24 protein-coding genes and 1 other annotated feature are annotated in these 23,994 nt (G+C 43.8%); of the genes, 6 read left to right on the top strand and 18 right to left on the bottom strand.

Features of this window, described 5'->3' with window-relative positions; genetic code table 11:
* Positions 1 to 5 precede the first annotated feature (5 nt).
* The 4 genes from pepF to mecA all read right to left on the bottom strand — a co-directional run bounded on the left by pepF (position 6) and on the right by mecA (position 5,505).
* Entirely contained in the window at positions 6 to 1,820 is a 1,815-nt protein-coding gene (pepF, locus tag BM278_RS04955) for an oligoendopeptidase F (protein WP_090948251.1), read from the bottom strand.
* A 62-nt stretch (positions 1,821 to 1,882) separates the two neighbouring features.
* Positions 1,883 to 3,127 carry a competence protein CoiA gene (locus tag BM278_RS04960; RefSeq protein WP_244151098.1) on the bottom strand — a complete coding sequence of 415 codons (1,245 nt, stop codon included), beginning with the start codon at positions 3,125 to 3,127 and terminating at the stop codon, positions 1,883 to 1,885.
* Between the two features lie 105 nt (positions 3,128 to 3,232).
* On the bottom strand, positions 3,233 to 4,741 hold the full coding sequence (cls, locus tag BM278_RS04965; RefSeq protein ID WP_090948253.1) for a cardiolipin synthase: 1,509 nt from the start codon (positions 4,739 to 4,741) through the stop codon (positions 3,233 to 3,235).
* 86 nt (positions 4,742 to 4,827) lie between these two features.
* Positions 4,828 to 5,505 carry an adaptor protein MecA gene (mecA, locus tag BM278_RS04970; RefSeq protein ID WP_090948254.1) on the bottom strand — a complete coding sequence of 226 codons (678 nt, stop codon included), beginning with the start codon at positions 5,503 to 5,505 and terminating at the stop codon, positions 4,828 to 4,830.
* Positions 5,506 to 5,718: 213 nt separating this feature from the next.
* Here mecA and BM278_RS04975 point away from each other — a divergent pair, with 213 nt between their 5' ends.
* The gene (locus BM278_RS04975; RefSeq protein ID WP_090948255.1) at positions 5,719 to 6,390 is read left to right on the top strand and encodes a TerC family protein; all 672 of its coding nucleotides are present in this window, start codon (positions 5,719 to 5,721) and stop codon (positions 6,388 to 6,390) included.
* A gap of 70 nt (positions 6,391 to 6,460) precedes the next feature.
* On the opposite strand, the gene spxA is transcribed toward BM278_RS04975, so the two are convergent.
* A complete protein-coding gene (spxA, locus tag BM278_RS04980) occupies positions 6,461 to 6,859 on the bottom strand; it encodes a transcriptional regulator SpxA (RefSeq protein WP_003252337.1) in 399 nt (132 codons plus the stop codon).
* 256 nt (positions 6,860 to 7,115) lie between these two features.
* Between spxA and BM278_RS04985 the strand changes: the two genes are divergently transcribed.
* Positions 7,116 to 7,310 carry a hypothetical protein gene (locus BM278_RS04985; RefSeq protein ID WP_090948258.1) on the top strand — a complete coding sequence of 65 codons (195 nt, stop codon included), beginning with the start codon at positions 7,116 to 7,118 and terminating at the stop codon, positions 7,308 to 7,310.
* 12 nt (positions 7,311 to 7,322) lie between these two features.
* On the opposite strand, the gene BM278_RS04990 is transcribed toward BM278_RS04985, so the two are convergent.
* The 5 genes from BM278_RS04990 to BM278_RS05010 all read right to left on the bottom strand — a co-directional run bounded on the left by BM278_RS04990 (position 7,323) and on the right by BM278_RS05010 (position 13,070).
* Positions 7,323 to 8,258 carry an ABC transporter ATP-binding protein gene (locus BM278_RS04990; protein ID WP_090948259.1) on the bottom strand — a complete coding sequence of 312 codons (936 nt, stop codon included), beginning with the start codon at positions 8,256 to 8,258 and terminating at the stop codon, positions 7,323 to 7,325.
* Entirely contained in the window at positions 8,251 to 9,312 is a 1,062-nt protein-coding gene (locus BM278_RS04995; protein WP_090948261.1) for an ABC transporter ATP-binding protein, read from the bottom strand. Before BM278_RS04995 ends, BM278_RS04990 begins: the two co-directional genes overlap by 8 nt.
* Before the next feature lie 21 nt (positions 9,313 to 9,333).
* Positions 9,334 to 10,356 (bottom strand): oligopeptide ABC transporter permease, encoded by a 1,023-nt coding sequence (gene opp3C, locus BM278_RS05000; RefSeq protein WP_090948262.1) that lies wholly within the window; start codon positions 10,354 to 10,356, stop codon positions 9,334 to 9,336.
* Positions 10,353 to 11,282, bottom strand: a complete 930-nt coding sequence (opp3b, locus tag BM278_RS05005; RefSeq protein ID WP_090948263.1) for an oligopeptide ABC transporter permease — start codon at positions 11,280 to 11,282, stop codon at positions 10,353 to 10,355. Before opp3b ends, opp3C begins: the two co-directional genes overlap by 4 nt.
* A 138-nt stretch (positions 11,283 to 11,420) precedes the next feature.
* On the bottom strand, positions 11,421 to 13,070 hold the full coding sequence (locus tag BM278_RS05010) for a peptide ABC transporter substrate-binding protein (RefSeq protein ID WP_090948265.1): 1,650 nt from the start codon (positions 13,068 to 13,070) through the stop codon (positions 11,421 to 11,423).
* A 456-nt stretch (positions 13,071 to 13,526) separates the two neighbouring features.
* Here BM278_RS05010 and BM278_RS05015 point away from each other — a divergent pair, with 456 nt between their 5' ends.
* Complete coding sequence (locus tag BM278_RS05015) at positions 13,527 to 13,898, top strand: DUF3899 domain-containing protein (RefSeq protein WP_090948267.1); 372 nt, start codon at positions 13,527 to 13,529, stop codon at positions 13,896 to 13,898.
* 51 nt (positions 13,899 to 13,949) lie between these two features.
* Positions 13,950 to 14,182: a binding site (T-box leader), on the top strand.
* Positions 14,183 to 14,230: 48 nt separating this feature from the next.
* A complete protein-coding gene (trpS, locus tag BM278_RS05020) occupies positions 14,231 to 15,217 on the top strand; it encodes a tryptophan--tRNA ligase (RefSeq protein ID WP_090948269.1) in 987 nt (328 codons plus the stop codon).
* A 108-nt stretch (positions 15,218 to 15,325) separates the two neighbouring features.
* On the opposite strand, the gene BM278_RS05025 is transcribed toward trpS, so the two are convergent.
* The 5 genes from BM278_RS05025 to BM278_RS05045 all read right to left on the bottom strand — a co-directional run bounded on the left by BM278_RS05025 (position 15,326) and on the right by BM278_RS05045 (position 19,531).
* A complete protein-coding gene (locus BM278_RS05025) occupies positions 15,326 to 16,066 on the bottom strand; it encodes a YjbA family protein (protein WP_090948270.1) in 741 nt (246 codons plus the stop codon).
* 91 nt (positions 16,067 to 16,157) lie between these two features.
* Positions 16,158 to 16,364: a YuzI family membrane protein gene (locus BM278_RS05030; RefSeq protein ID WP_090948272.1), complete on the bottom strand. Its 207-nt coding sequence runs from the start codon at positions 16,362 to 16,364 to the stop codon at positions 16,158 to 16,160.
* Positions 16,365 to 16,431: 67 nt separating this feature from the next.
* A complete protein-coding gene (locus tag BM278_RS05035) occupies positions 16,432 to 17,229 on the bottom strand; it encodes a DUF2268 domain-containing putative Zn-dependent protease (RefSeq protein WP_090948273.1) in 798 nt (265 codons plus the stop codon).
* A 97-nt stretch (positions 17,230 to 17,326) separates the two neighbouring features.
* Positions 17,327 to 18,568 (bottom strand): beta-ketoacyl-ACP synthase II, encoded by a 1,242-nt coding sequence (gene fabF / locus BM278_RS05040; protein WP_090948275.1) that lies wholly within the window; start codon positions 18,566 to 18,568, stop codon positions 17,327 to 17,329.
* 30 nt (positions 18,569 to 18,598) lie between these two features.
* Complete coding sequence (locus BM278_RS05045) at positions 18,599 to 19,531, bottom strand: beta-ketoacyl-ACP synthase III (protein WP_090948276.1); 933 nt, start codon at positions 19,529 to 19,531, stop codon at positions 18,599 to 18,601.
* Between the two features lie 174 nt (positions 19,532 to 19,705).
* Here BM278_RS05045 and BM278_RS05050 point away from each other — a divergent pair, with 174 nt between their 5' ends.
* Positions 19,706 to 19,954, top strand: a complete 249-nt coding sequence (locus BM278_RS05050; RefSeq protein WP_090948278.1) for a hypothetical protein — start codon at positions 19,706 to 19,708, stop codon at positions 19,952 to 19,954.
* A 70-nt stretch (positions 19,955 to 20,024) separates the two neighbouring features.
* On the opposite strand, the gene BM278_RS05055 is transcribed toward BM278_RS05050, so the two are convergent.
* Positions 20,025 to 20,756, bottom strand: coding sequence for an alpha/beta hydrolase family protein (locus tag BM278_RS05055; protein WP_090948279.1), 732 nt, complete (start codon positions 20,754 to 20,756; stop codon positions 20,025 to 20,027).
* Positions 20,757 to 20,897: 141 nt separating this feature from the next.
* On the opposite strand from BM278_RS05055, the gene BM278_RS05060 reads away from it, so the two are divergent.
* Entirely contained in the window at positions 20,898 to 21,086 is a 189-nt protein-coding gene (locus tag BM278_RS05060; RefSeq protein WP_013401456.1) for a YjzD family protein, read from the top strand.
* Between the two features lie 61 nt (positions 21,087 to 21,147).
* Here BM278_RS05060 and BM278_RS05065 read toward each other — a convergent pair whose 3' ends face one another.
* Both BM278_RS05065 and BM278_RS05070 read right to left on the bottom strand, forming a co-directional pair.
* Positions 21,148 to 23,268, bottom strand: a complete 2,121-nt coding sequence (locus BM278_RS05065; RefSeq protein WP_064552473.1) for an MMPL family transporter — start codon at positions 23,266 to 23,268, stop codon at positions 21,148 to 21,150.
* 90 nt (positions 23,269 to 23,358) lie between these two features.
* Positions 23,359 to 23,931, bottom strand: coding sequence for a TetR/AcrR family transcriptional regulator (locus BM278_RS05070; protein WP_003252363.1), 573 nt, complete (start codon positions 23,929 to 23,931; stop codon positions 23,359 to 23,361).
* Positions 23,932 to 23,994: the final 63 nt, after the last annotated feature.

The following is a 23,994-nucleotide window of genomic DNA, read 5'->3' on the forward strand; positions in this document are numbered from 1 at the left end:
TGCGTTTACGACAACATCCGTTCCATTTCTTCTAGTTTTTCCGCGAATACTTGGCAAGCCTGGCGGATCGGTTCCGCGCTCGTCATATCCACCCCCGCTTTTTTCAACACCTCAATTGGATAATCGGAGCTTCCCGCTTTTAAAAACTCGATATAGCGCTTCACGGCCGGCTCCCCTTCTTCTAATATTTGTCTGCTTAATGCGGTCGCCGCGCTGAAGCCTGTTGCGTATTGATAAACATAATAATTGTAGTAAAAATGCGGAATACGCGCCCATTCTAATCCAATTTCCTTATCGACAACAATATCATCCCCAAAATATTTTTTGTTTAATTCGTAATACATCGAAGTCAACGAATCAGCTGTGAGCGCCTCTCCTTCCTGCGCCTTGATATGGATCATATGTTCAAACTCGGCAAACATCGTTTGGCGGAAGACCGTTCCGCGGAACCCCTCTAAATAATGGTTAAGCAAATATAACCGTTTTTTCTCATCATCAATCGTTTTTAATAAATAATCGCTTAATAGCGCTTCATTGCACGTCGAGGCGACTTCAGCGACAAAAATGGAATAATCTCCGTACGGATACGGCTGCGTTTTCCGTGTGTAATAGCTATGCACAGAATGGCCGAATTCATGGACTAATGTAAACAAATTATTGATGTTATCTTGCCAGTTCAGCAAAATATACGGATTGGTGCCATATGCTCCTGATGAATAGGCGCCGCTTCGTTTTCCCTTGTTTTCGCGCACGTCGACCCAGCGGTTTTCAAGGCCTTCTTTGATGATGCGAATATATTCGTCACCGAGCGGAGCGAGCCCTTTTAACATGTATTCTTTCGCTTCTTCATACGTTACTTCCATTTTTACATCTTGCACAAGCGGAGTGTATAAATCATACATATGAAGTTCGTCAAGTCCAAGCGCTTTTTTGCGCAAACGAACGTAGCGATGCAATAGCGGCAAATGCTCATGAATTGTTTCAATCAAATTATCGTATACACTTTCGGGAATGTTATTGCTGCTTAACGCCGCTTCCCGCGCCGATTTATAGCGGCGGACGCGCGCGAAAAAGTTGTCTTTTTTCACCGCACCGGCGAGCGTGCTGGCAAACGTATTTTTATACTTTTCGTACGTCTCATATACCGCCTTGAACGCATCGCGTCGCACGCGGCGGTCCGTGCTTTCCAAAAAGCGAATAAAACGGCCGTGCGTCACTTCGACTTCTTCTCCATTTTCATCGATAATCGTCGGGAACGTTAAATCGGCGTTGTTCAGCATGCCAAATGTAGTCGAAGGCGCTTGCATGACTTCCGCCGCTTGGGCAAGGATCGCTTCTTCTTTGGCGGACAGCACATGCGGGCGCTGGCGGTTAATTTCGTCTAAAGCGTGTTCATACAGTTTTAATTCTTTTTTCTCTTCTAAAAACGAACGCAATTTCGCCTCATCGATCGCCAAAATTTCCGGAACGATAAACGCCATCGCGCTGGACGCTTCGCTGTAAAGGCTCGTTGCTCGATCGTTCAGCCCTTGATAAAAGGCGTTTGTCGTATCTTGGTCATAGCGCATATGCGCATATGTATATAGCTTGCCGAGACGCATCGATATCTCATCTTGGTATTGCAGCGCTTCGTATAGCGTATCTGCCGATTCTCCCAATCTCCCTTGATAATCCGATAATTTCGGGATCATTTTTTTCACTTCTTGAAATTCTTGCTCCCATGCTTCATCCGTTGGGAAAATATCTTCTAAACGCCACGTTTCTTCGACAGGAATTTCGCTTCGTGACGGCAATGATTTTTTTGTTTTCTTTTCTTCCATTTCACAAACCTCCTTTGGAAAATTATATCATAAATCATATTTCCGAAAAATAAATCACTTTCCTACATATTTTTGCCCAGTTCCAATTCGTTTATATAATGGGAAAGCAACGGGCTCTCTTTCATTTGCTCCATCATTTGCTGATCCTGCTGGATGACTTCATCCATCGTCTTTGGAAAAGTAAACTGTTTTACTAAACGAAGGCGTTTGCGGCTTTCCCACTGAAAATAGCCTAGCTTCGTCAGCAATTGCAAATACTCGTAAACCGCCTGCGTATATCGTTGTCCCATAGCAAGCGGCAGCTGGCGAACGGCAAGCCGTCCTGCATCCATCCTTTCATCAATAAAACGATAAATGGAATCGATGGAGACAAGCTTGCTTTCTGACCGTATAAACGGAATCAACACATATGTTTGCCAAATAAATGGCGGCGTTTCAAACAAATAGCCGTGCGGCAGCGGCCAGCCCGCTTCGGTCGGAAAAAGGGAAGGAATAATGCCCCACCGGTAAAAATCGGAACAAATCAGCCTTGTGATCTTATTGGGATATAACGTAAAAGTAAGGCGCCATCGTTTTTTATAGTTAAGCCAATCATGCCAAAACGAGGCGGGTAGCGAAACAACCGGAAAGGACAGCAAATCGGTGAAAGAAACTGAATGCAACGGCTGCACAACGGGAATGGCAAATGTGTGGCGAATCGAGAACGGGACTAAGTGAACGAGGCGAATAAGACGTTTTGTTTCCGAACAATAGTAGAAAAGAAGCGGGCGAGGGACAAGTGGGAAACAGTGGGCAAACATCCATTGAAAGCGGGGCAATGTAATATGGTGCATGTTCCGATAGCGCAGATGGTGCGCTCCAAGGATCCAAATCGGGCGAATCCCTTTTGCGCGATAAAAATCGTTGCGTTTTTGAAACAACTGTTCACCGACGGCAGAGCATTGATATTCTATCGCATATATGAAACGGCGATGCGCAACAAGGATGTCTGGACGCTGCCGGACTGATGACAAATACGGCTCCAATTTTGCCTGTATGTTCTGGCGCTGAAGCCAAGAAAATAAATCTAATTTTCCTGTTAAATGGCGTGCTGATTCCGGCTCATGCTCGTATGGGCATGCGGCATCTTTTTTATGTGCAAAATGCGGAATGCGGTGATTGCCAAGCTTTAATACAACTTCCCGCTTACAGGCAGGACAAAAAAACGCTTCGCTCTTTTTTAATCGAACTAGTTCTTCCTTTGTCCAAGCCTCGGCAAGCGAAACAACTTTTCCATTTCGCAACAGCGCGACAAGCAAAACGGGCACCTCCTTTGCCACTTTTTTATTTAATTCGGCAAAAACAACCTGTTTTCCTTTTTTATGTTCCATCACTAAAAATGATAAACGCCCGGCGCAGTTTCCGGGCGAATATCATAATAAAGGGGACAACAACCTTGATACAGACTCCACAACACGAATGGATAGCGGACGGCGCCGAAATGTTTCATCATCAATTTGACTGGAGTCTTTTAAATCTTCAAGGAAATCCGCAACCAATTTTTTTGTGCTATCCGTATGATATAAAAAGGCGTTTACTTCAAAATTAAGATGAAAGCTGCGCATATCCATATTTGCTGTGCCGATCGACGCCAATTCCCCATCGACGATCATGATTTTGCTATGCAAAAATCCTTTCGAATATTCATAAATTTTCACACCGGCTTCTAACAGCTCCGGAAAATAGGACCGTGAAGCGTAAAAGACGATTTTTTTATCCGGCCGCTTTGGCGCCAAAATACGAACATCAATCCCGCTTAAAGCAGCGACCTTTAGCGCCGTTAAAATATCTTCATCAGGCACGAAATACGGTGAAGCGATCCAGATCGACCGCTGTGCGGACGTAATCATCGCAAAATATAAATGCTTAATGACTTCCCATTTTTGATCAGGACCGCCCGCAATTAACTGAACTCCCCCTTGTCCGTCATAATGAACGAGCTGCGGGGATAAATATTCTGGCGTCAATAGCGTTTTTCCGGTCATATAATACCAATCTTGCAAAAAAATAAGCTGCAACGTGCGGACGGCCTCACCACGGATCCATAAATGCGTATCGCGCCAAAAACCGAAATATTTATCTTTTCCTAAATATTCATCGCCGATATTCAATCCTCCGACAAAGCCAACCGTTCCGTCAATAACAATAATTTTCCGATGGTTACGGAAGTTGATTTTATTGCTTAAAAATGGCAAACGGACTGGAGAAAATGGAATCATTTCCACTCCGGCATCGCGCAATTCTTGAATATACGTTTTAGATAGTTTCCAGCTCCCTACCGCATCATAAAGAAAGCGGACATGCACTCCTTGTTTCGCCTTTTCCATTAAAATCGCTTTCAGCTGCTGACCAACTTCGTCATGGCGAACAATGTAATATTCTAAATGAATATGATGCGTCGCTTTTTTTAGTTCTGCAAAAATAGTGGAAAACGTTTCTTGACCATTCGTCAATACCTTTGTTTCCGTCGCAAGAGAAACAGGGCTTTTTCCGATGCGATGAGCAAGCTGAAGCAGCGGTCGTTGATGTTCTTCAATCGCCAGCTGTTCCACATCCCATTCACGCTGCGTTTGAAACTTTAAAAATGTTTGTTCATCGAGCATTGCCTTCTTTTGGAAAAGCCTCTGCTTTCGATAATTTCTCCCAAACATCAAATAAAAGAAAAATCCAAGCACCGGAAAGCTGCCGAGTACAACAAGCCACGTGAGCGTATGCGCGGGTCTTCGATTTTCAAGGGAAATGACAAACGCAATAAAAATAACGGAACAAGAAATTAAAACGCTAAGAGCGCCGAGCAGCTTTCCTTCCCAATAATCGTTTGTCAAAAATAAAAAAGCCGCTACAACTAGGGCAAAAATAATAACTCTTAATGTGTTCCGCAATGATGTTCACCTTACCTATTCTCTAGTTCTCTAGACTTTTCCACAGATTCGCAGAAAACGCCGATTTCAGCGGATGAAATCGGCGCTTATTTCATCGGAAAATGTTCTTTAAGCGTTTCTAAAGCGTTGTCGCGAATAATTTCTTTTCCATATTCCTCTAAACGATAAATCGTCACTTGCGAATCCGTGCCATACTCTAAAAGCAAACTCAAAATGTTGTCCATTTCATATTCCGTATAATCTTCCTCGCTAAATTGAACGAACAAGTAATAACGGCCTTCAAATTGGAAAAGGCGGTTGACAAGCCCTGTAAAGTTAGCGCGATGGGCAAGAGAAATCAAATCTTCAATATCTTTAAAGCAAATCGTAAACTGAAGGATTTCCTTATCGCTATTGGCAAACGATTCATCATTGCGTACAATATGGAAATGATGGTCAAGCAGTTCTTCCATTTTTTCATCAACTGGAAAATCGCGCAATTTTTCGTCCGGAAGCGGTAGTTCCAGCTTGCTTCCATCCTTCGATAGCTGCGCTTTTGTGACAAGCACTTCTAGTCCTTTATCCAACGCCTGCACTTGAATCCAAAGAGGCCCCTCAAGCGAAAAATCGCCTTCGCTATGAACCTCATCCATCATTTCCCAAAACAATTCTTCGCTGCGCTCGCGGTTATACCAAATTTCTTCCCGGTCAAAACCGCGCTCCTCTATATCAACATAAGAAATATAAAATTTTACCGTATGTTCATTAATTCGCTCTATTTCCATAGCGCGGACTCTCCCTTCCTAAAAAAGAATGAAGTTGAAGGGATTTTTACCCCCAAAAAATTCTATTTAAATACAAGATTATGTCTTGTACTTTTATTTTATGATAAAAAGCGAAAGAAGGGAAATAAAAAAAACACGTTTTTAAAAATTGGTTATGAAATGAAACATGCCCTACTATAATGGTGGTGAAAACAAAAGAAACGAGGGACACGCATGGTCGGCGAATATGTGACATCGATTCTTCTTATTATCGGCATTGATATCCTTCTTGGCGGAGATAACGCCGTTGTCATCGCCTTAGCGAGCCGCAAACTGCCTGAACAAAAACGGAACATCGCGATTATCCTCGGCACAACGTTGGCTATTTTCATCCGCATTCTCTTAACAGCGGCGGTTGTGACGTTATTGAAAATTCCTTTTTTACAGTTAGCCGGCGGCTGCGTGTTGCTTTGGATTTCCTTAAAGCTGCTGATCCGAAAAGAAGAAGCGGCTACATCGATTCCATCGGGAACATCGCTTTGGAAAGCGGTACAGACAATGGTAATAGCCGATGTTGCAATGGGGTTGGACAATGTGATTGCGATCGCTGGGGCCGCACATGGACACATTTCTCTCGTTGTGTTCGGATTTCTCTTTTCCGTTCCCATCATCATTTTAGGCAGCAAGCTAATTCTTTACGCGATGGAACGTTATTCTTTCCTCATTTATATTGGCGGGGCTCTGTTAGCCTATACTGCGGGAAAAATGATCATCGAGGAACAGCAAATATACCGTTTGTATAATAACGTCGCTACGTGGAAATCGACGTTCCCGTTTATGATGGCATCATTTATTACCTTATTAGGGTTCATGATCAACCGGCGAAAAGCACATCGCTGGACGTAACTGTTATTGCACACTACTAAAAAATGAGAACAAACTTCTACATGGAAAACCATGCAGAAGCCTGTTCTCCTTATTCGTTAACGAGACGTTGCGCTTGACGAAGTTGATATGCCCGCACTTTTCGCGGCAGGAAACGGCGAATTTCGTCTTCATTGTAACCGACTTGCAGCCGTTTTTCATCAATAATAATCGGTCTGCGCAAAATGCCAGGATGTTTTTGAATGAGTTCGTATAAATCTTGCAACGGCAACGACTCGAGATTGATGTTTAACTTTTGGAAAACTTTTGATCTTGTTGAAATAATCTCATCAGTTCCTGTTTCCGTCATGCGCAAAATTTCTTTTATCTCCTCAATCGTTAACGGTTCGGAGAAAATATTGCGCTCTACGTAAGGAATATTATGTTTTTCAAGCCATGCTTTCGCTTTTCGGCATGACGTGCAACTTGGTGAAGTATACAATTTCACCATACTCTCACTCCCTTTCAACAAGGATCGCCTTGCCTTCTATATCAAACTGGACGAACTAGCCATAACACTCTAGCTGCAAAACATGGTAATTTGAAATAACTCTAACATAATACATTATACAATAAATACACAAATAAAGGTATAGTTTTTCAAAAAAGTCGCCGATTTTCTTCATTTAATTTTCACCGTTTCTTCCAAGAAACAGAAAAATCATCTACAATAAAATTGGAACGATTGTTATGGGGGGAGAGCGTTTATGGCGCAATACTTTATTGATTATATTATCGTTTTCGGACTGATCGTTGGCATTACTGCATTAATGGGGGTCATCGCGAACGGCATCGGCGAAAAAATTTTCGGCGGTTCGAAACGAAAAGAACACGTTAATGAATCAAAACATATACAGAGCGGCTGGAACCTCGTCGGCGGCAAAAATAAAACGATCTCTTAAGCGGAGATCGTTTTATTTATACATTGATTGATATGTTTTATATTCCGCCTCTGAGCATAATACGAAATGGCCCGGGGTAATTTCGCGGAATTCCAGCTCTTCCCCTTCTTTATACTGATGCTGCGACGGGTCGTAAATAATCCGTTTCCGCGTCCGTTCTGTTTCCGGATCAGGAAGCGGAATGGCTGACAATAACGCTTTTGTGTATGGATGAATCGGATTACGGTACAATTCTTCTGCATCGGCAAGCTCGACCATTTTGCCGAAATACATCACGCCAATGCGGTCGCTAATATATTTGACCATCGACAAATCATGGGCGATAAACAAATACGTCAACCCTTTTTCGCGCTGCAGCTTTTTCATTAAATTCACCACTTGCGCCTGAATCGACACGTCAAGCGCGGAAATCGGCTCATCGGCAATAATAAACTCCGGTTCCACCGCTAAAGCGCGGGCAATCCCGATCCGCTGACGCTGGCCGCCGGAAAATTCGTGCGGGTAGCGGTTCGCGTGCTCACGGTTTAAGCCGACTGTCTCCAGCAACTCATATACGCGCTGCATCCGTTCTTCTTTCGTTTTCGCCAGACCGTGAATATCGATGCCTTCAGCGATAATATCGGCAACGGTCATGCGCGGATTCAGCGATGCATATGGGTCTTGGAAGATCATTTGCATTTTGCGGTTTAATTCTTTTAATTCTTTTTTTGATTTTTTGCCATGCACATTAACCCCGTTAAATAGCACTTCCCCTTCTGTTGCTTCATATAAGCGGATAATGGTTCTTCCTGTCGTCGATTTGCCGCAGCCCGACTCGCCGACAAGTCCGAACGTTTCTCCTTTATAAATATCAAAAGTGATTCCATCGACCGCTTTGACTACTTTCCCTCTACCAACTTGAAAATACTGTTTTAAATTTTTTACTTCGAGGAGCTTTTGTCTAGCCACGAGATCCTCCTCCTTTCCGAGCAACGATCTGCGCAAATTTAGCCACACGGTCGCGCACGATTTGCGGCGGCTCTACTTTTGGCGCATTTTCGTGCAACAGCCATGTCGCTGCATAATGCGTATCAGAAACTTTAAACATTGGCGGTTCTAATTCATAGTCAATTTTCAGCGCATATGGGTTTCTTGGCGCAAACGCATCGCCTTTCGGCGGATTCAATAAATCCGGCGGCGTACCCGGAATCGAGTATAGCTCCATATCTTTATGATCAAGGCTTGGCATCGAAGCAAGCAATCCCCATGTATATGGATGCTTCGGATTATAGAAAATCTCATCGACTGTGCCGATTTCAACAATTTTTCCCGCGTACATGACTGCCACGCGGTCAGCCATATTAGCCACGACACCAAGGTCGTGTGTAATGAAAATAATCGACATTCCCAGTTTCTTTTGAATATCTTTCATTAGTTCTAAAATTTGTGCTTGAATTGTTACATCCAACGCTGTCGTCGGCTCGTCAGCAATTAAAATTTTTGGGTTGCAAGCAAGAGCGATCGCAATCACGACACGCTGGCGCATTCCGCCGGAGAACTGGTGCGGATATTGTTTCATGCGCATCTCGGCATTTTTGATGCCGACAAGCTGCAATAGTTCAACTGCCCGCTTACGCGCTTCTTCCTTGGAAATTTCCTGGTGTTTTAAAATTGCCTCCATAACTTGTTTGCCAATGGTCATCGTCGGGTTTAACGAAGTCATTGGGTCTTGGAAAATCATTGAAATCTTTGCGCCACGGATATTTTGCATTTCTTTATCAGAAAGTTTGGCCAAATCCTTTCCTTCAAATAAAATTTCTCCTTGTTTAATTCGGCTTGGTGGAGTTGGCAACAGCCGCATCAATGCTTTCGACGTTACCGATTTTCCCGAGCCGGACTCGCCAACAATGGCTAGCGTCTCCCCTTTGTATAAATCAAAACTAACACCTCGGACCGCCTGCACCTCGCCTGCATGTATGTCGAAGGAGATATGTAAATCTTTTACTTCTAATATTTTCTCCATGTTCTTCTCTCCTTCCGTCCATTATTTGCGCATTTTCGGATCTAACGCGTCACGCAACCCGTCTGCCACTAAGTTAAAGCTCAAAATTAATAAGCTGATGACAATCGCTGGAATGATCATTATATGCGGATATGTTTGAATCGATTTATATCCATCGCTAACTAATGAACCAAGCGATGCTTCAGGCGGACGAATGCCAAGACCGATAAAGCTTAAAAACGCTTCGGTGAAAATCGCGCTTGGAATCGTAAACATTGTCGTTATAATGATTGGACCGATGACGTTCGGGATTAAATGCTTAAAAATCAATCGGGAATTGGATGCTCCTAACGTACGGGCTGCAAGTACATATTCCATATTTTTTAATTTTAACACTTGCCCGCGGACGATCCGCGCCATCGTCGTCCAGCCAGTGATGACCATTGCCAGTGTAATTGAAATGATCCCAGGTTCAAAAATTAAAATAAACAAGATGACGATAATTAAACTCGGAATACCATTTAATATTTCAATAATCCGCTGCATAATATTATCGATGCGGCCGCCGTAATAACCGGAAATGCCGCCATAGGCGATCCCGATAAACAGATCGATTAACGCGGCCAATAACCCAATGTAAAGAGAAATACGCGTTCCGTACCACGTTCTTGTCCATAAATCGCGGCCTAAATCGTCTGTGCCAAACCAATAGTATTCTTTAATGCCCCGCTCTTTATATACGTCAACCCCGTTTGCATCTTTCCCGTCTAAATTAAGCCAGCTAATATGCTCTAAGACCGGAACTTTCGGCGGCAGTTTCGCATGATTTAAATTTTGTTCTTTATACGTATGCTTGCTCGTCACCGGGGCGATAATCGCTGTGAGCGTTAAAATAATAATCATGATTAATCCGACTATGGCTGCTTTATTCTTCCGTAAACGAATCCATGCATCTTGCCAAAATGTCAAACTTGGGCGAGCAATTTTTTCATGTTCGCTAACGTTCGGTGAAGCGGGTTGAAAAAGATCTGGTGAAAGATTTTCATAGTTTAATTTACCCATCATTTATTCCCTCCCGCTAAACGAATACGTGGATCGACGACACCGTATAGTATATCAACGATAAAAATCGCCAAAATAAGCAATGCAGAGTAGAACAATGTTGTTCCCATAATCACAGGGTAATCGTTTAATGAAATCGAACGGACAAATTGCTCCCCTAATCCAGGAACGGCGAAAATGTTCTCGATAACAAGGGTCCCCGTCATTAAGTTAACGATCATCGGACCAAGAATCGTAATAATCGGAATGAGCGAGTTGCGGATCGCATGTCTCACAATTACCGCTGCATTACTAATTCCTTTTGCCCTTGCCGTTAAAATATAGTCAGAGCTTAATACTTCCAGCATTTCCGTGCGCATAAAGCGGGCGATATTGGCGATAACGCTAACCGACAACGCAAGCGTTGGCAGAATCGTGTATTCAAATCCTTCCCAAAACGCGACTGGCAGCCATTGCAATTTTACGCCGATAAAGTATTGCAAAAACCCGGCGAGCACAAATGATGGGATGGAGATTCCTAATACGGAAATAACGGTTGCCGTATAATCTCCCCACGTGTTATGGCGAATCGCCGCAAAAATACCAAGCAACAGTCCAACAACAGTACCAAATACAATCGCCTGAAAACCAAGCTGCGCCGATGGTCCGATTCGTTCCCCGATTAACTCCGTTACAGGGCGGTTATCATACTGGAACGAAACGCCTAAATCCCCTTTTAATAAATTACCTAAATAGCGGACATATTGAACCGGAACAGGATCATTTAAGCCATATTTTTCTAAAATAATTTGCCGTTGTTCTGGTGTTAATTTTTCTTGGTTTTGCAATGGCGAACCAGGAAGCAATTTCATCAAAAAGAACGTCACCGTTGCGATAATGAATAACGTAATGACCATATACACAATCCGTTTCATCACATATCGCGCCATTGGAGCACCCCCTCTAATAAATATTTTTAATATAATAATTTGAATCTTTGCTGTTTTTCAACATTTTTCGCCTTTTCAGGCAAAAGGAGAGTATATGTTTTTTCACATATACTCTCCTCCGCAATTATTGCAGAACTATTATTCGATATACGCCCATTTAAAGCTGAAATCTCCGCCAAATGGGTGAATAACAATATCTTTTACATACTCGCGTTGCAAGTACGCTCTACCACGCTGATAAAGCGGCGCGATCGGCACTTCTTCAAACAAGAGTTTTTCCGCTTTCAACATTGCATCCCAGCGGGCTTGCAGATCGCTTAGCAACGTTGTTTTTGCATCTTTAACAAGCTTGTCGTATTCTGGGTTAGACCAGCCAGTTTGGTTGTGCGGGCTGTTTGTCACCCAAAGATCGATAAATGTCATTGGGTCTTGATAGTCTGGGCCCCAGCCAGAGAAGGATAAATCATACTGCATGTTGCTTTCTAGCTCAAGCTTTTGTTTGAACGGTTGTTGTTTAATATTCACAGTAAGGCCAGGCAAGTTCTTTTCAAGCTGTTCTTTAAGGTATTCGCCGATTTTCTTCGCAACATCATCGTCGTAGTTTAACAATTCAATGGTGAATTTGTCTTTGCCAAGCTCTTTTTTCGCTTGTTCCCATAATTTTTTCGCTTCTTTGACATCTGTTTTTATTAAGTCACCGTTTTCTTCACGGAAATCTTTTCCGTTTGGACCTTGAACAAAATCTTTAGGAACTAGGTAGTTTGCAGGAACTGTACCGTTATTTAAAAGCGTGTTAACAAGCGCTTCTTTGTCAACCGCCATGGCAATCGCTTTACGGGCGTTGACGTTTTTCAACAATTCATTTTTCGTGTTCATGCGCAGCCAGAAAATAGATGGTTCAAGGAATGTATGGAAGTTTTTATCATTTTTGTATTTATCAACAAACTCTGCACTTAGACCAACACGGTCAACTTTTTTCGTTTCATAAAGGTTTACAGCTGTTGCCGTATCTTTTACGACTTTGACATTGATTGTTTCCAGCTTCACATTATCTTTATCCCAATAGTTCGGATTTTTCTTATATGTCCAGCCTTGTTCATGCTTCCATTCGCTTAATACGAACGGACCGTTGTAAAGTGTCGTGTTTGCTTCCAAGCCATATTTCTCGCCTTGCGATTTAACGAATTTTTCATTTTGCGGCATGAACGAGCTAAATACCGTTAAGCTTACGAAATATGGAACTGGATTTTTCAATTCTACTTGAAGCGTATAATCATCTAGCGCTTTTACGCCAAGCTGGTCGACTGGCAATTTGCCTTGGTTGATTTCTTCTGCGTTTTTAATGTCATACATAATGTAGGCATATTCGGAAGCTGTTTTCGGATCTAATACTCTTCTCCACGCAAATACAAAGTCATGCGCCGTTACCGGGTCGCCGTTCGACCATTTTGCATCTTTGCGGAGTTTGAATGTGTAGACTTTGCCATCTTGGCTTACTTCATAACTTTCCGCCACCCCTGGAAGCGGTTTGTTATCTTTACCTAAACGGTAAAGACCTTCCATCACGTTGTTTAACACAATGAAAGACACTTCGTCTGTCGCAAGTGCGGGATCAAGCGTTGGAATTTCCTGAGTTTCAAGCAAATTCAGCACTTGCTCTTTCTTTTCGTCCGGCTTGTTTGCGGAGCCGTCCTTGTCTTTTGCTGTGTCGTTGTTGCCTCCGCAGGCTGCTAGAAACGTGGTGACAGCCAAAAGAAGCACCAGAAACAATGATAGTTTCTTTTTCACTAAAAAGTCCCCCCTTAAGAAAATATAATAGTTTATCATAAATCTTCTGAAATATCGCATTTTCAGAAGATTTTGCCTAAAGAAGTTATTATGTATTATATGTGTAATATATTATATATAGTATTAATATACTTGAAAAGAATTTTTTTATTTTTCTAAATAAAACTCCTTTAGTTTGAGATAGTTAGAGGCAATATAATTAATTTGAATTTTAACGAAATTTTTACTAAATGTAAACAAAAAATTTTCATAAATCCATAAAAGAAAGCGATTACAATATAATTTTTTTCGATAAATTTAGAATTAAAAGTAAATATTTATAAGATTTTCAAAATAAATCTGTTTTTTCTAATATAATTTATTCAATATTCAAAAATTTTATCGTACAAAAAATTCACTTCTGTTAACTTTATGATAAAATGTGTATGGATCATTTAACTGCTTGGGAGGTATAAAGTGAAGGTAGTCACCATGCGCACATTTCTGCTTACTGTCGCCATCTTAACCATCAGTTTTTTTATCGTTTTATTTCAGGGAGAATGGTCGCTTCTTTCCTTTGTCAATGTTACGTTCCTGCTTTCGCTTTTGCCTCTTATGATCGGCGGGTTTTTATTCGTGTATGAACAGGGATTCTTCAACAGTTTTGCATATGGTTTTCGGAAGCTGCATAAAAGCAGGTCGAAAGCGGAGCGTTATCTAGCAGAGTTACAAGGCACATCCGCTGGACAACCTATCCATCCTAAAAAGTTTGCCATTACGTATCCGCTCTTGTTTTCAGGCTTGACTCTTGTTCTCCTGATGATTGCTGTCGGATATGCTATACGGTAAAGTTGCAGCAACTATCGCTTTGCTTTATAATATAAAGCAATCAATCATATGGAACATGCGATGAGAAAGAGGAGTACATATTGCGATGCTTTCAGAGAGCTTGTGGTTGGTGCGAACAAGCAGCTAGCAATATGGAATGGGCTTTCGAGCATCCGGCTGAACGAGAGTAGGCTTTGGACGCCTGCCTTGCGTTATCAAGGCGCCATGCGCATACGTGCATGGGCAGAGTGATTGCACATCATGTGCAATAACTAGGGTGGCAACGCGGTCCTATCGTCCCTAACGTTGAAGGGGGTAGGGCCTTTTTAAATGGATAAAAAAGGAGTGGTGTTATGAAAACGAGCTTTTCAGGCATTCAGCCAAGCGGCGTCATTACGCTTGGCAACTATATCGGGGCAATGCGGCAATTCGTGGAATTGCAAGATGAGTACAACTGCTACTTTTGCATCGTCGATCAACACGCGATTACCGTCCCGCAAGATCCGCAGGAACTGCAAAAAAACATTCGCAGTTTAGCCGCCCTTTACTTGGCGGTCGGCATCGATCCGAATAAGGCTACTTTGTTTATCCAATCAGAAGTTCCTGCCCATGCGCAGGCGGGATGGATGTTGCAATGCATTTCTTATATTGGCGAACTAGAAAGAATGACTCAATTTAAAGATAAATCGGCAGGAAAAGAAGCGGTGAGCGCCGGGCTGCTCACTTATCCGCCGTTAATGGCTGCGGATATTCTTTTATATAAAACCGATATCGTGCCTGTCGGGGAAGACCAAAAACAACATATCGAACTGACGCGCGATTTGGCAGAACGATTTAACAAACGGTACGGGGAGATTTTTACGATTCCGGAACCGCGCATTCCAAAAATCGGTGCGCGCATTATGTCGCTTACAGATCCGACGAAAAAAATGAGCAAATCGGATCCAAACAAAAAGTCGTTTATTACGCTTCTTGATGATGCGAAAACGGTGGAAAAGAAAATTAAAAGCGCCGTAACGGATTCAGAAGGAGTCATCCGATATGACAAAGAAAATAAACCGGGAATCTCCAACCTTCTTAACATTTACTCGATTTTAGCAAATAAATCGATTGAAGAACTCGAACAAGAATATGCTGGAAAAGGGTACGGCGTATTCAAAGCCGATCTTGCCCAAGTGATTATTGATACCCTTGCCCCGATTCAAGAAAAATATTACAATTTATTGGAAAGCAGCACGCTCGACGAAGTGCTCGACAAAGGGGCGGAAAAAGCAAATAAAGTGGCAACAGAAATGCTTGAAAAAATGGAACAAGCAATGGGACTCGGAAGAAGACGTTAATAAAAGCAAGCCGAAAAAACGGCTTGCTTTTTTATCCATGCACGAATTCCACCGTTAACCTCTGCGGCTTGCCTTATCGTTGACTTTGCGCATAAGCAGCCGCGATGCTTAGTTCACTTTTGGCTCTTGCTCCATTTCCCACAGCTTTTCAAAAAACGGCTGCCCTTTAATTAATTTTTCGCATAACTGCACATGTTTATCAGACCAGCCGTATTTTGTCTCCTCGTATAAACGTTGCCATGCCTCTTCAAACGTCATTTTTTGAATGTCAGGATATTTGTGCGGCGCCCATTCCGTATACCAGTAGCGCACCTCTGCGACGTTTTTCGTCGAACGGAGTTGATCGAGCGCCATAAACAGCAGTTGTTTAAGTTGTCTCTCCTTTCGTGTAAGCCCGCACATCCATTCCGGAGAAGGAGACAAAATATGGTACGTTTTTTCATGGACTGGCAACGGATATGGTTCTTCTTCGTGGCCAGCAGTCATTTCGTATACTAATTGCTCCTGTCTTGGAATAAGGCGGCTTTTCCGAATCGGGATGTTATAGCCAATCGTATCAACAGCGAGAATGCCGCAACCGTCTGTAATAACAAAACAATAATCAAGCTGGATGCGCTCATGATTTTTCCGTAAATATGCTTTTTGGTATACGTCCTCAAGAAGCGGCTTCGGAATTTCCGATAAACTGTTTTCTATATAGTCAAATAGCGCAGAAGAAACTTTAAGAAGCGGCACTTGATCGAGCAGTTCCACTTGATCATCTTTTCGCCATTCATGGAAATGGCATACGTTATATCCATTTTCTTCTCCTTCAAACCAATTGACCCAAACATCATGCAAATACAGCATACGATACCCCCTCGCTTCTAAACAAAACTTATTTGTCCATCAGTATAGGCAGAGGGGGCAAATTTTATTCCATTTAATCCTTTTTTATCCATCACTCTTCTCGATAAGGAAAGTATAAGCTTCCTAGCATTAGCAAAAGCCCTATTGGAAGTAAATAGCATTCTACTTTTGTGCGAATATAGGCAAAATATCCGCTCCATCCTTGCTCCGGTGTCATCATGTTTAAATAAGCAAGCATTGCCACCCCGCCAACGACCGAAATCCCAAAACCAACTAAGTAAACGAATAGGCGAATCATCGGGCTCCTCTTCTTTCTCTTAGACTTGTCCGTCTTATGTTTTACATATATGAGCCCTCGATGACTATCATGACTTCTTGTCGTCTTCTAACGAAGCAAGCCGCAACATCTGTTCAGAATTCATGTTCATTAACTCGGAAAAACGGGCGCCATGTTCAAGGCAGCGGCGAACGATATAATACCCGACCGCATACCCAAGCATGGTTGGATAAAAACCAAGCCCGTAAAGAAGTCGAGAATATAACGGATGTTTCGATAACATCGATTTATGCGGTGATACGTATCGTTTCCAAAAGCTGCAAAGCTGCTCGTCCGAGTAATAGGTCGTCCACCTTGCTTGCTGTTCCTTGCCGACATACCGGCACACAGCGTTTTCAGCAAGCCCTTCTAATACGATCGCATCTAAAAGTGTGGTATCTTCGTTTTCCTTCTTTTGTTTTTTCAAACGGCAAACGTGATTATACTCATGTGTTATCAACGCTTCAATTTCTTTATCCGTATGGTGTGGCAATAAAAAAATAAATAATTTGTCATGAAAGGCGATCCCTCCTTTACTATTAAACTCACGCGCGAATTTCCGGTTATGAGGATCAGCTGGAAAAAGAAAAAGAGGCACATCCGGGCCGTTCCATTCCTTTTTTCGCTTTTCGTAAACCGCCTCGACCCGTCCCCATATGTTTTTTTGTTTCATTTGCTCAATCGTTTCTTTTATGTTTTTTGACGGTCGATACATACCGTAGTGCACAAGATGGAAGTAAATATCGCGCTCGTTCGCGTCTGGAAAGTAAAAAACAAGGTGCCGGCATAGGCGAACGGGATCATCATACCATTCGTCAAGCCATCGATCGGTGCGAATAACCGGCATGCTTGTCACCTCTTTTTCCATTTTTTCTATCGTATGATCGAAACGAAAAAGAGGTGAAAAAAGGGCTATCTCTTTTTGTCGAGATAGCCCGTCACCATTATTTTACATATTTTTTAAAAATCAATGTCGCGTTATGTCCGCCAAATCCGAGAGAATTGCTTAACACCGCGTTTACTTCCTGCTTTCTCGCCGCATTTGGCACATAGTCAAGATCGCATTCCGGATCAGGAGTTTCATAGTTCATCGTCGGCGGGATTACGCCATCTTTAATCGTTAATACAGAAAATATCGCTTCTACTGCGCCAGCCGCTCCTAGCAAATGTCCGGTCATCGACTTTGTCGAGCTGACCGCCAGCTTGTACGCATGGTCTCCGAACACTTCTTTAATCGCCATCGTTTCATATTTGTCATTGTATTCCGTACTCGTGCCGTGAGCATTAATATAATCGATTTCTTCCGGCTTCATTCCCGCATCGGCCAACGCTTGACGCATCGCGCGGACGCCGCCTTCCCCGCCTGGAGCTGGCGCGGTAATATGGTATGCGTCCCCTGTCGCACCGTAGCCGACGATTTCCGCATAAATCGGCGCGCCGCGGCGCAACGCATGCTCCAGTTCTTCCAATACAAGAATTCCTGCTCCTTCCCCCATCACAAAACCATCCCGGTTTTTGTCAAACGGGCGGCTTGCCGTTTTTGGGTCCGGATTCGTTGATAGCGCCGTATTCGCGCAAAATCCGGCTAACGCCATTTTTGTGATCGGGGCTTCTGTGCCGCCGGTAATCATCACGTCGGCATCGCCGCGTTGAATAACTTTAAAGGCATCGCCAATCGAATTGGTGCCTGTTGCACAAGCGGTGACAGTGCAAGAATTGATTCCTTTCGCACCTAGAATGATCGATACTTGTCCTGCCGCCATATCCGGAATCATCATCGGCACAAAAAACGGGCTTACCCGGCGGTAGCCGCGTTTTTGGAAAATTTCAAACTGCTGCTCATACGTTTCCATCCCGCCGATTCCAGAGCCGATCCAAACGCCGACTCTCGTTGCATTTTCTTCGGTGATTTCTAATTTTGCGTCTTCTACCGCCATCAACGCGGCAGCGACAGCATATTGCGTAAAACGGTCCATTTTGCGCGCTTCACGTCGATCAATAAATTGTTCCACATCGAAGTCTTTCACTTCTGCCGCCACTTTTGCCGGGAATTCATCCGGATTGACGCGCGTAAGTATTCCGATTCCTGATTTGCCGGCAATAATATTTTTCCACGTCGTTTCCACATTGTTCCCAAGCGGTGTTACCGCTCCAAGACCTGTAACAACGACTCGTCTCTTTTCCATCGCTTCCGTCTCTCCTTCCGTATTGAGCTACTAGCGGCCCCAACGCAAAGCGATTGCACCCCACGTTAATCCGCCGCCAAATCCAACCATAATAATGAGGTCATCATCTTTGATTTTTCCTGCTTCTAATTCTTCAACGATTGAAATTGGAATGGAAGCTGCTGAAGTGTTTCCGTATTTTCGAATAGTTGTTGACATTTTCTCTTCCGGCAGTTCAAGACGCTGTCTAGCCGCTTCGACAATGCGAATATTTGCTTGATGTGGAATGAGAAAATCAACATCGTTTTTCGATAATCCTGCTTTTTCTAAGACGTTAATGCATGATTCTCCCATTTGACGGACGGCAAATTTGAATACTTCTCTACCGTTCATCACGATATATTCGTCTTTATATAAATGTTTTCCTCCTGTTCCGTCCGCTCCTAATTCAAACGACAAAATGCCTCGTCCTTCGGAAACAGGACCCATCACGACCGCACCGGCGCCGTCACCAAATAACACCGCCGTATTGCGGTCATTCCAGTCGGTAATTTTTGATAATTTTTCCGCTCCCACTACCAATATATAACGATACGCACCATTGTCAATAAATTGGCTTGCTGTCACCATTCCGTAAATAAAGCCCGCGCATGCCGCGCTAATATCCAACGCCGCCGCTTTTGTCGCGCCAAGCCGCTCCTGCAGCATGCAGGCGACAGATGGAAATGCTCTGTCAGGCGTTACTGTTGCTACTAAAATTAAGTCAATATCTTGCGCGGAAATTTCCGCGTCATCCAACGCCTTTTTCGCCGCAAAATACGCCATGTCGGACGTATCGATATCATCTGCAGCAATTCTCCGTTCTTCAATCCCTGTTCTCGTCCGAATCCATTCGTCCGATGTATCCATCATTTTCTCCAAATCAAAATTTGTCAACACCTTTTCTGGCAAATACCGTCCGATTCCAATAATACCTGCTCCCACGCCGAACATCTCCTTTAGTATATAACCAATTATTATTACTTGGTACTAATTTTATCGCAAATACGAAAAACACGCAATAGAAAGATGTAAAGCGTGTAATTTGTCTAATCACTTTCTTATTTTTCACATACAGTGCTAATAAAGGAAAAAAGAAAGGGAGGAGGCGTTGTTACTGTGGATGATCAAGAGCAGACAAAGCAACATAACGAACAATTCGATCGTTTTTCCCGTTTAATGTTTGGTCCCTTTCCGCCGCGGTCGCGCCAGTCGCGTGACGCATCTGTTCAAAACGAGTCTTCTTCCGAGCAAGGCCTTGATTTTTCGCAGCTTATGCAAAATATCGATACGCTCATCTCTTCATTTGACCAATTAAAGCCGTTGATGAAAAAAATTACTTCTTTCGTAAATATGTTAAAAAAATAAGAGGCGTAAGAAACGAACGCCTCTTTTTATATGAACTTTTAACTACAATATCCCACCGAATACAAAGAATTCATGGAAGCTCGTTATATTGTTGATAAAATTGATGGATCGCATTGCTAAACTGATACCGCTTTTCCGGCAAATAATAAATAACATGGACATTATCGTTCGCCGCCCTCATCCACTGCTCATATTTTCGACAGTGGAGAGAAGATGGATAATGAGCAATTCCTGATAATTGCCATATTTTTATCGGAACTTGATGGGGCGCAATGAGTAATGAAGGAGCTGCTTTTTCGACATTTGCTTCGTCGATATCGTATGCAATCGCTATTTCTCTTTTCATTCGCTTATAAAAAAATTCATTTTCCTTTTCATACTCAAGCTGTGCGCGCAAATCTAGACAAGGGCTTAACATCGCGAGCGCGCGGATTTGCTTCGGCATCGTTTCAAGAAGTTGCAAAGCGACAAGCGCTCCCATTCCTTCGGCAAGAATATAAATGCGATTGTTTAATATTTCACTTTTTAATACGTAGTAAATAAGCTGTTTCGCCAAACGCACCGCTTTTGGGCTTCCCCAATGCCTGCCGTATAGATGAGAATAAAAAACAGTGTAGCCGTATTCAAGCAGTTCGCAAAGAAGCTGGCGGCGTCCTTTATGCTCAATCCAAAAGCTTGTATGTTCGTTAACAAAATGATTCGCATCACCAATAATCAAGAGAGCGAATCCGTTTGGGCGTTCCGGCAAATGAATGATACACCACTGATCATCAAGCTGAAAAAATCGCCGTTGAATCGACATTGACATTCACCCTTGCTTTTACGATGCATAATTGTACAATATACAATATGCGGAATGGAAAAAAAAGTACGGGTATATGCCTAAACGAGCAAATTATGATAAGATAAGAAAAGGAATGATGCGAAGATGGGAGGAAATGTAATGCGCCTGTTTTGGACATTTTTCTGGACGTTTTTGCTTGTCCAGATGGCGACGTACGTCATGGGCTCGATGCAAGGCATCGGCTACAACTTCACAACCGGCGCCTTGCTCGGCGTGATCGTGACCGTTTTGGTCGTCGTTGTCGCCGCTTTGATTCCGGACGAGCCAGCCGGGGATCATCACCATTAAAACGAACAACGCCTTGGAGATTGAATCTCCAAGGCGTTGTTTTTTGCAACTGTCTATGCCGTTATTCACCGCTCGCTTCGGCCGGCGCTCTTCGTTCTTTTTCCAGCCATATAATGAGCCCCGGCAACAGCATCCCACGAATCAAAAACGTATCAAGCAAAATCCCGATCGCGACAAGAAATCCGAAGACAAACAATAGTTGCACCGGTTGAGTCATCAACACGGAAAACGTCGCCGCTAAAATGAGGCCGGCTGAAGAAATGACGCCGCCTGTATGGGTTACCGCCTGTTTCACCGCTTCATGGAGCGAATGCGTTCTCCACTCCTCTTGGAAACGGGAAATCAGCATAATATTATAGTCGATGCCAAGCGCCACGAGGAAGACGAATGCATACAGTGGCACGCGGCCGCTGACTGCTTCGATGCCAAACAGCCAATCGGTCAGCCAAATTCCGAGGCCAAGCGCAGCCGTAAACGAAACGAGAATCGTCCCCATCATATACACGGACCGCTTCACCGACCGCGTCAGCCCAATGAGCAACAAAAGAATCAAGAGCGTTTCCAACGAAACAATCACGATCATATCGCGTTTGTTCAACGACCGCTCATCCACTTTCGCCGCTGTTTCCCCGGCAAAATAAAGGCGCCCATCAAGCCCGCTTTGTTTGACGATCGTTTCCTTCCGGTCAATAATCCGTTCCATCGCATCGATCGTTTCGACATCGTATGGGTTTTCGCGAAACGTAAGTGTAAATGAGACGACGCGGCCATCATCCGCCGTACCAGTCGGGCGCACCTCACTGACAAGCGGCTGTTTCTCAAGCTGATTTTGCAGCTGTTCCAGTTGCTGTGGCGTGACCTTTTCCTTTCCTTCAAACAAGACCGTGGTCGGCGCCAGCTCCCCTTTGGCAAAATGTTGTTCCAACAGTTCATATCCTTGGCGCGACGGCATATCTTTCGGGAACGATTTGATCATATCATACTCATATCGAAGCGCGGTTGTATGGCCCGCCATCACTACAAGGAGTAAACCAATCAAAGCCACGGTCAGCCGCGGCTTTTGAACAACAAACCGGCCGATTCTCCCCCAAAATCCACTTGTTCCTTTCCCTTCGCTCTCACCGACGCGTGGAATGTTCGGCCAAAACGCTTTGCGGCCAAACAGCGTAAACAACGCCGGAATCAGCGTAACGGAAGCGATCATGATGATCGCCATCGCAAGAGCGAACGTCGGGGCAAAATTTCGGTAATCGCCTAGTTTCGCGAAAAACAAGACAAGCATGGCGGCCAGCACCGTGCCTCCAGAGAAAAAGACCGGCAGTCCCGTCTCGCGCATCGCCCATTTCATGGCCTGCCATTTGTTCTCATGCCGTTTCAACTCTTCGCGGTAACGAGAAAAGATGAACAACGAATAATCGGTGATCGCCGCAAACAGCAAAATCGACATGATCGAAATGGTCTGTTTGGACATCACCAGCCCGGCTTTGCCCATCACTCCAAGCAGCTGCATAACCACCCCGTAAACAAAACCGGCAGCTACAAGCGGGATCAACGCTAACAGCGGCGAACGGTAAATGACGATCAACAGCACGAGAATCAACCCGACTGTCGACAACATGAGCACAATATCAGCGCGGGAAAACAAGGCCAACGTATCGGCCGCAATGCCGGCCGGCCCCGTGATATATATAGCAACATCGCTTTCCTTTTTGACCCATTTGCGAATCTCGTCGTTCACCGTTTGGATGTCTTTGGACTCCATCGTTGACCGATAGACGGCCGGAACAACGATCGTTTTCCCATCTTCAGAAACAAAGCCGGCCATCGCTTGCGGTGGAAGAGAAGCAACAGGAACGACTTGTTCCAAAGCGTCGCGGTGCGCTTGTTCGATATGGCCCACCAAACGTTGCAGTTCATCTTTGGCAATCGGACGGTCATCTGAATGAAAGACAAAAATGGCCGGAACGCCGTCGCTCGACGAAATATACTCGTCTGCTTTTTTCGCCGCCACCATCGATTGCGCATCTTCTGGGAGCGTTTCAATGCTTGAGACTTCATACTCTTTGGCGCTCGGCGCTACAGCCCCCAGTATGGCAACGGCCGCAAGCCAAACGATCAACGTCCACCACATTCCTTTTTTCGTTGCCACCCGGTCAGTCAAAGCATGCAGCCATCGATTCATCGCTATTCCTCCATTTTTCATGAATTGCCGAAAGTGACACTTCTGTCACTTTCGACACATTCTTATTGTAAAGGGAAAGTGGCAATACTGTCAATTTCCAGTCATCACCCCATACATGATGATTTCCTTAATGCTTTCCGCCCATTGGTCAAGCGAAATGCCGGGAAAATGAGGGACGACCACCGATTGAAAAATATACGCAAGAACGATCCGGTTCGGAAGATGCGGTTTGATTCTTCCTTCCTGTTTCCCTCGTTCCACCAACTGATTAAGTTCTTCATACATCCGTTCATGAAACTGTTCAAGGCGCTCCTTATTCGCCCGCACAGCCGGAGTGGTATCCGGAATGCGCCTTCCGATCGCGATCATTCGATGAAGATCGTCATGGTACAAAATCAAGTTAAGCAAAAAACGGAATTGTTCATCAAACGTCGGATAGTCATGAATGTGAACAAACTTGGCAAACACTTGCTCCATTTCGTCCACCATATATGCCGTAATGACCTCTTCTTTGTTCTCGAAATGTTTATAAATGGCCGTTCTTGATACACCGAGCCGTTCCGCTAACAACCCGAAGGTAAATCCTTCATAGCCGTGTTCAAGGAGAAGTTGTTTTGTATGTTGAAACACTTCGTTCAATGAAAATTTCCGTTCGCGTGCCATTTGATCGCCTCTCCCCTTTTCACCTTATGCCGGTATAAGCATTCCCGCACTTATTATACATCT

Source organism: Parageobacillus thermantarcticus, assembly GCF_900111865.1.
Lineage (GTDB): Bacteria > Bacillota > Bacilli > Bacillales > Anoxybacillaceae > Parageobacillus > Parageobacillus thermantarcticus.

Bases quoted from the DNA above. Each gene is read 5' to 3' on its own strand.
- BM278_RS05030 (WP_090948272.1), bottom strand. From the start codon at position 16,364: ATGATTCGCCTATTCGTTTACTTAGTTGGTTTTGGGATTTCGGTCGTT.
- BM278_RS05065 (WP_064552473.1), bottom strand. From the start codon at position 23,268: ATGAATCGATGGCTGCATGCTTTGACTGACCGGGTGGCAACGAAAAAA.
- pepF (WP_090948251.1), bottom strand. From the start codon at position 1,820: ATGGAAGAAAAGAAAACAAAAAAATCATTGCCGTCACGAAGCGAAATT.
- mecA (WP_090948254.1), bottom strand. From the start codon at position 5,505: ATGGAAATAGAGCGAATTAATGAACATACGGTAAAATTTTATATTTCT.
- trpS (WP_090948269.1), top strand. From the start codon at position 14,231: ATGAAAACGAGCTTTTCAGGCATTCAGCCAAGCGGCGTCATTACGCTT.
- BM278_RS05055 (WP_090948279.1), bottom strand. From the start codon at position 20,756: ATGTCGATTCAACGGCGATTTTTTCAGCTTGATGATCAGTGGTGTATC.
- BM278_RS05035 (WP_090948273.1), bottom strand. From the start codon at position 17,229: ATGCCGGTTATTCGCACCGATCGATGGCTTGACGAATGGTATGATGAT.
- BM278_RS04995 (WP_090948261.1), bottom strand. From the start codon at position 9,312: ATGGAGAAAATATTAGAAGTAAAAGATTTACATATCTCCTTCGACATA.
- BM278_RS05070 (WP_003252363.1), bottom strand. From the start codon at position 23,931: ATGGCACGCGAACGGAAATTTTCATTGAACGAAGTGTTTCAACATACA.
- BM278_RS05025 (WP_090948270.1), bottom strand. From the start codon at position 16,066: ATGCTGTATTTGCATGATGTTTGGGTCAATTGGTTTGAAGGAGAAGAA.
- BM278_RS04975 (WP_090948255.1), top strand. From the start codon at position 5,719: ATGGTCGGCGAATATGTGACATCGATTCTTCTTATTATCGGCATTGAT.
- BM278_RS04985 (WP_090948258.1), top strand. From the start codon at position 7,116: ATGGCGCAATACTTTATTGATTATATTATCGTTTTCGGACTGATCGTT.
- opp3C (WP_090948262.1), bottom strand. From the start codon at position 10,356: ATGATGGGTAAATTAAACTATGAAAATCTTTCACCAGATCTTTTTCAA.
- opp3b (WP_090948263.1), bottom strand. From the start codon at position 11,282: ATGGCGCGATATGTGATGAAACGGATTGTGTATATGGTCATTACGTTA.
- BM278_RS05060 (WP_013401456.1), top strand. From the start codon at position 20,898: ATGCGCCTGTTTTGGACATTTTTCTGGACGTTTTTGCTTGTCCAGATG.
- spxA (WP_003252337.1), bottom strand. From the start codon at position 6,859: ATGGTGAAATTGTATACTTCACCAAGTTGCACGTCATGCCGAAAAGCG.
- fabF (WP_090948275.1), bottom strand. From the start codon at position 18,568: ATGGAAAAGAGACGAGTCGTTGTTACAGGTCTTGGAGCGGTAACACCG.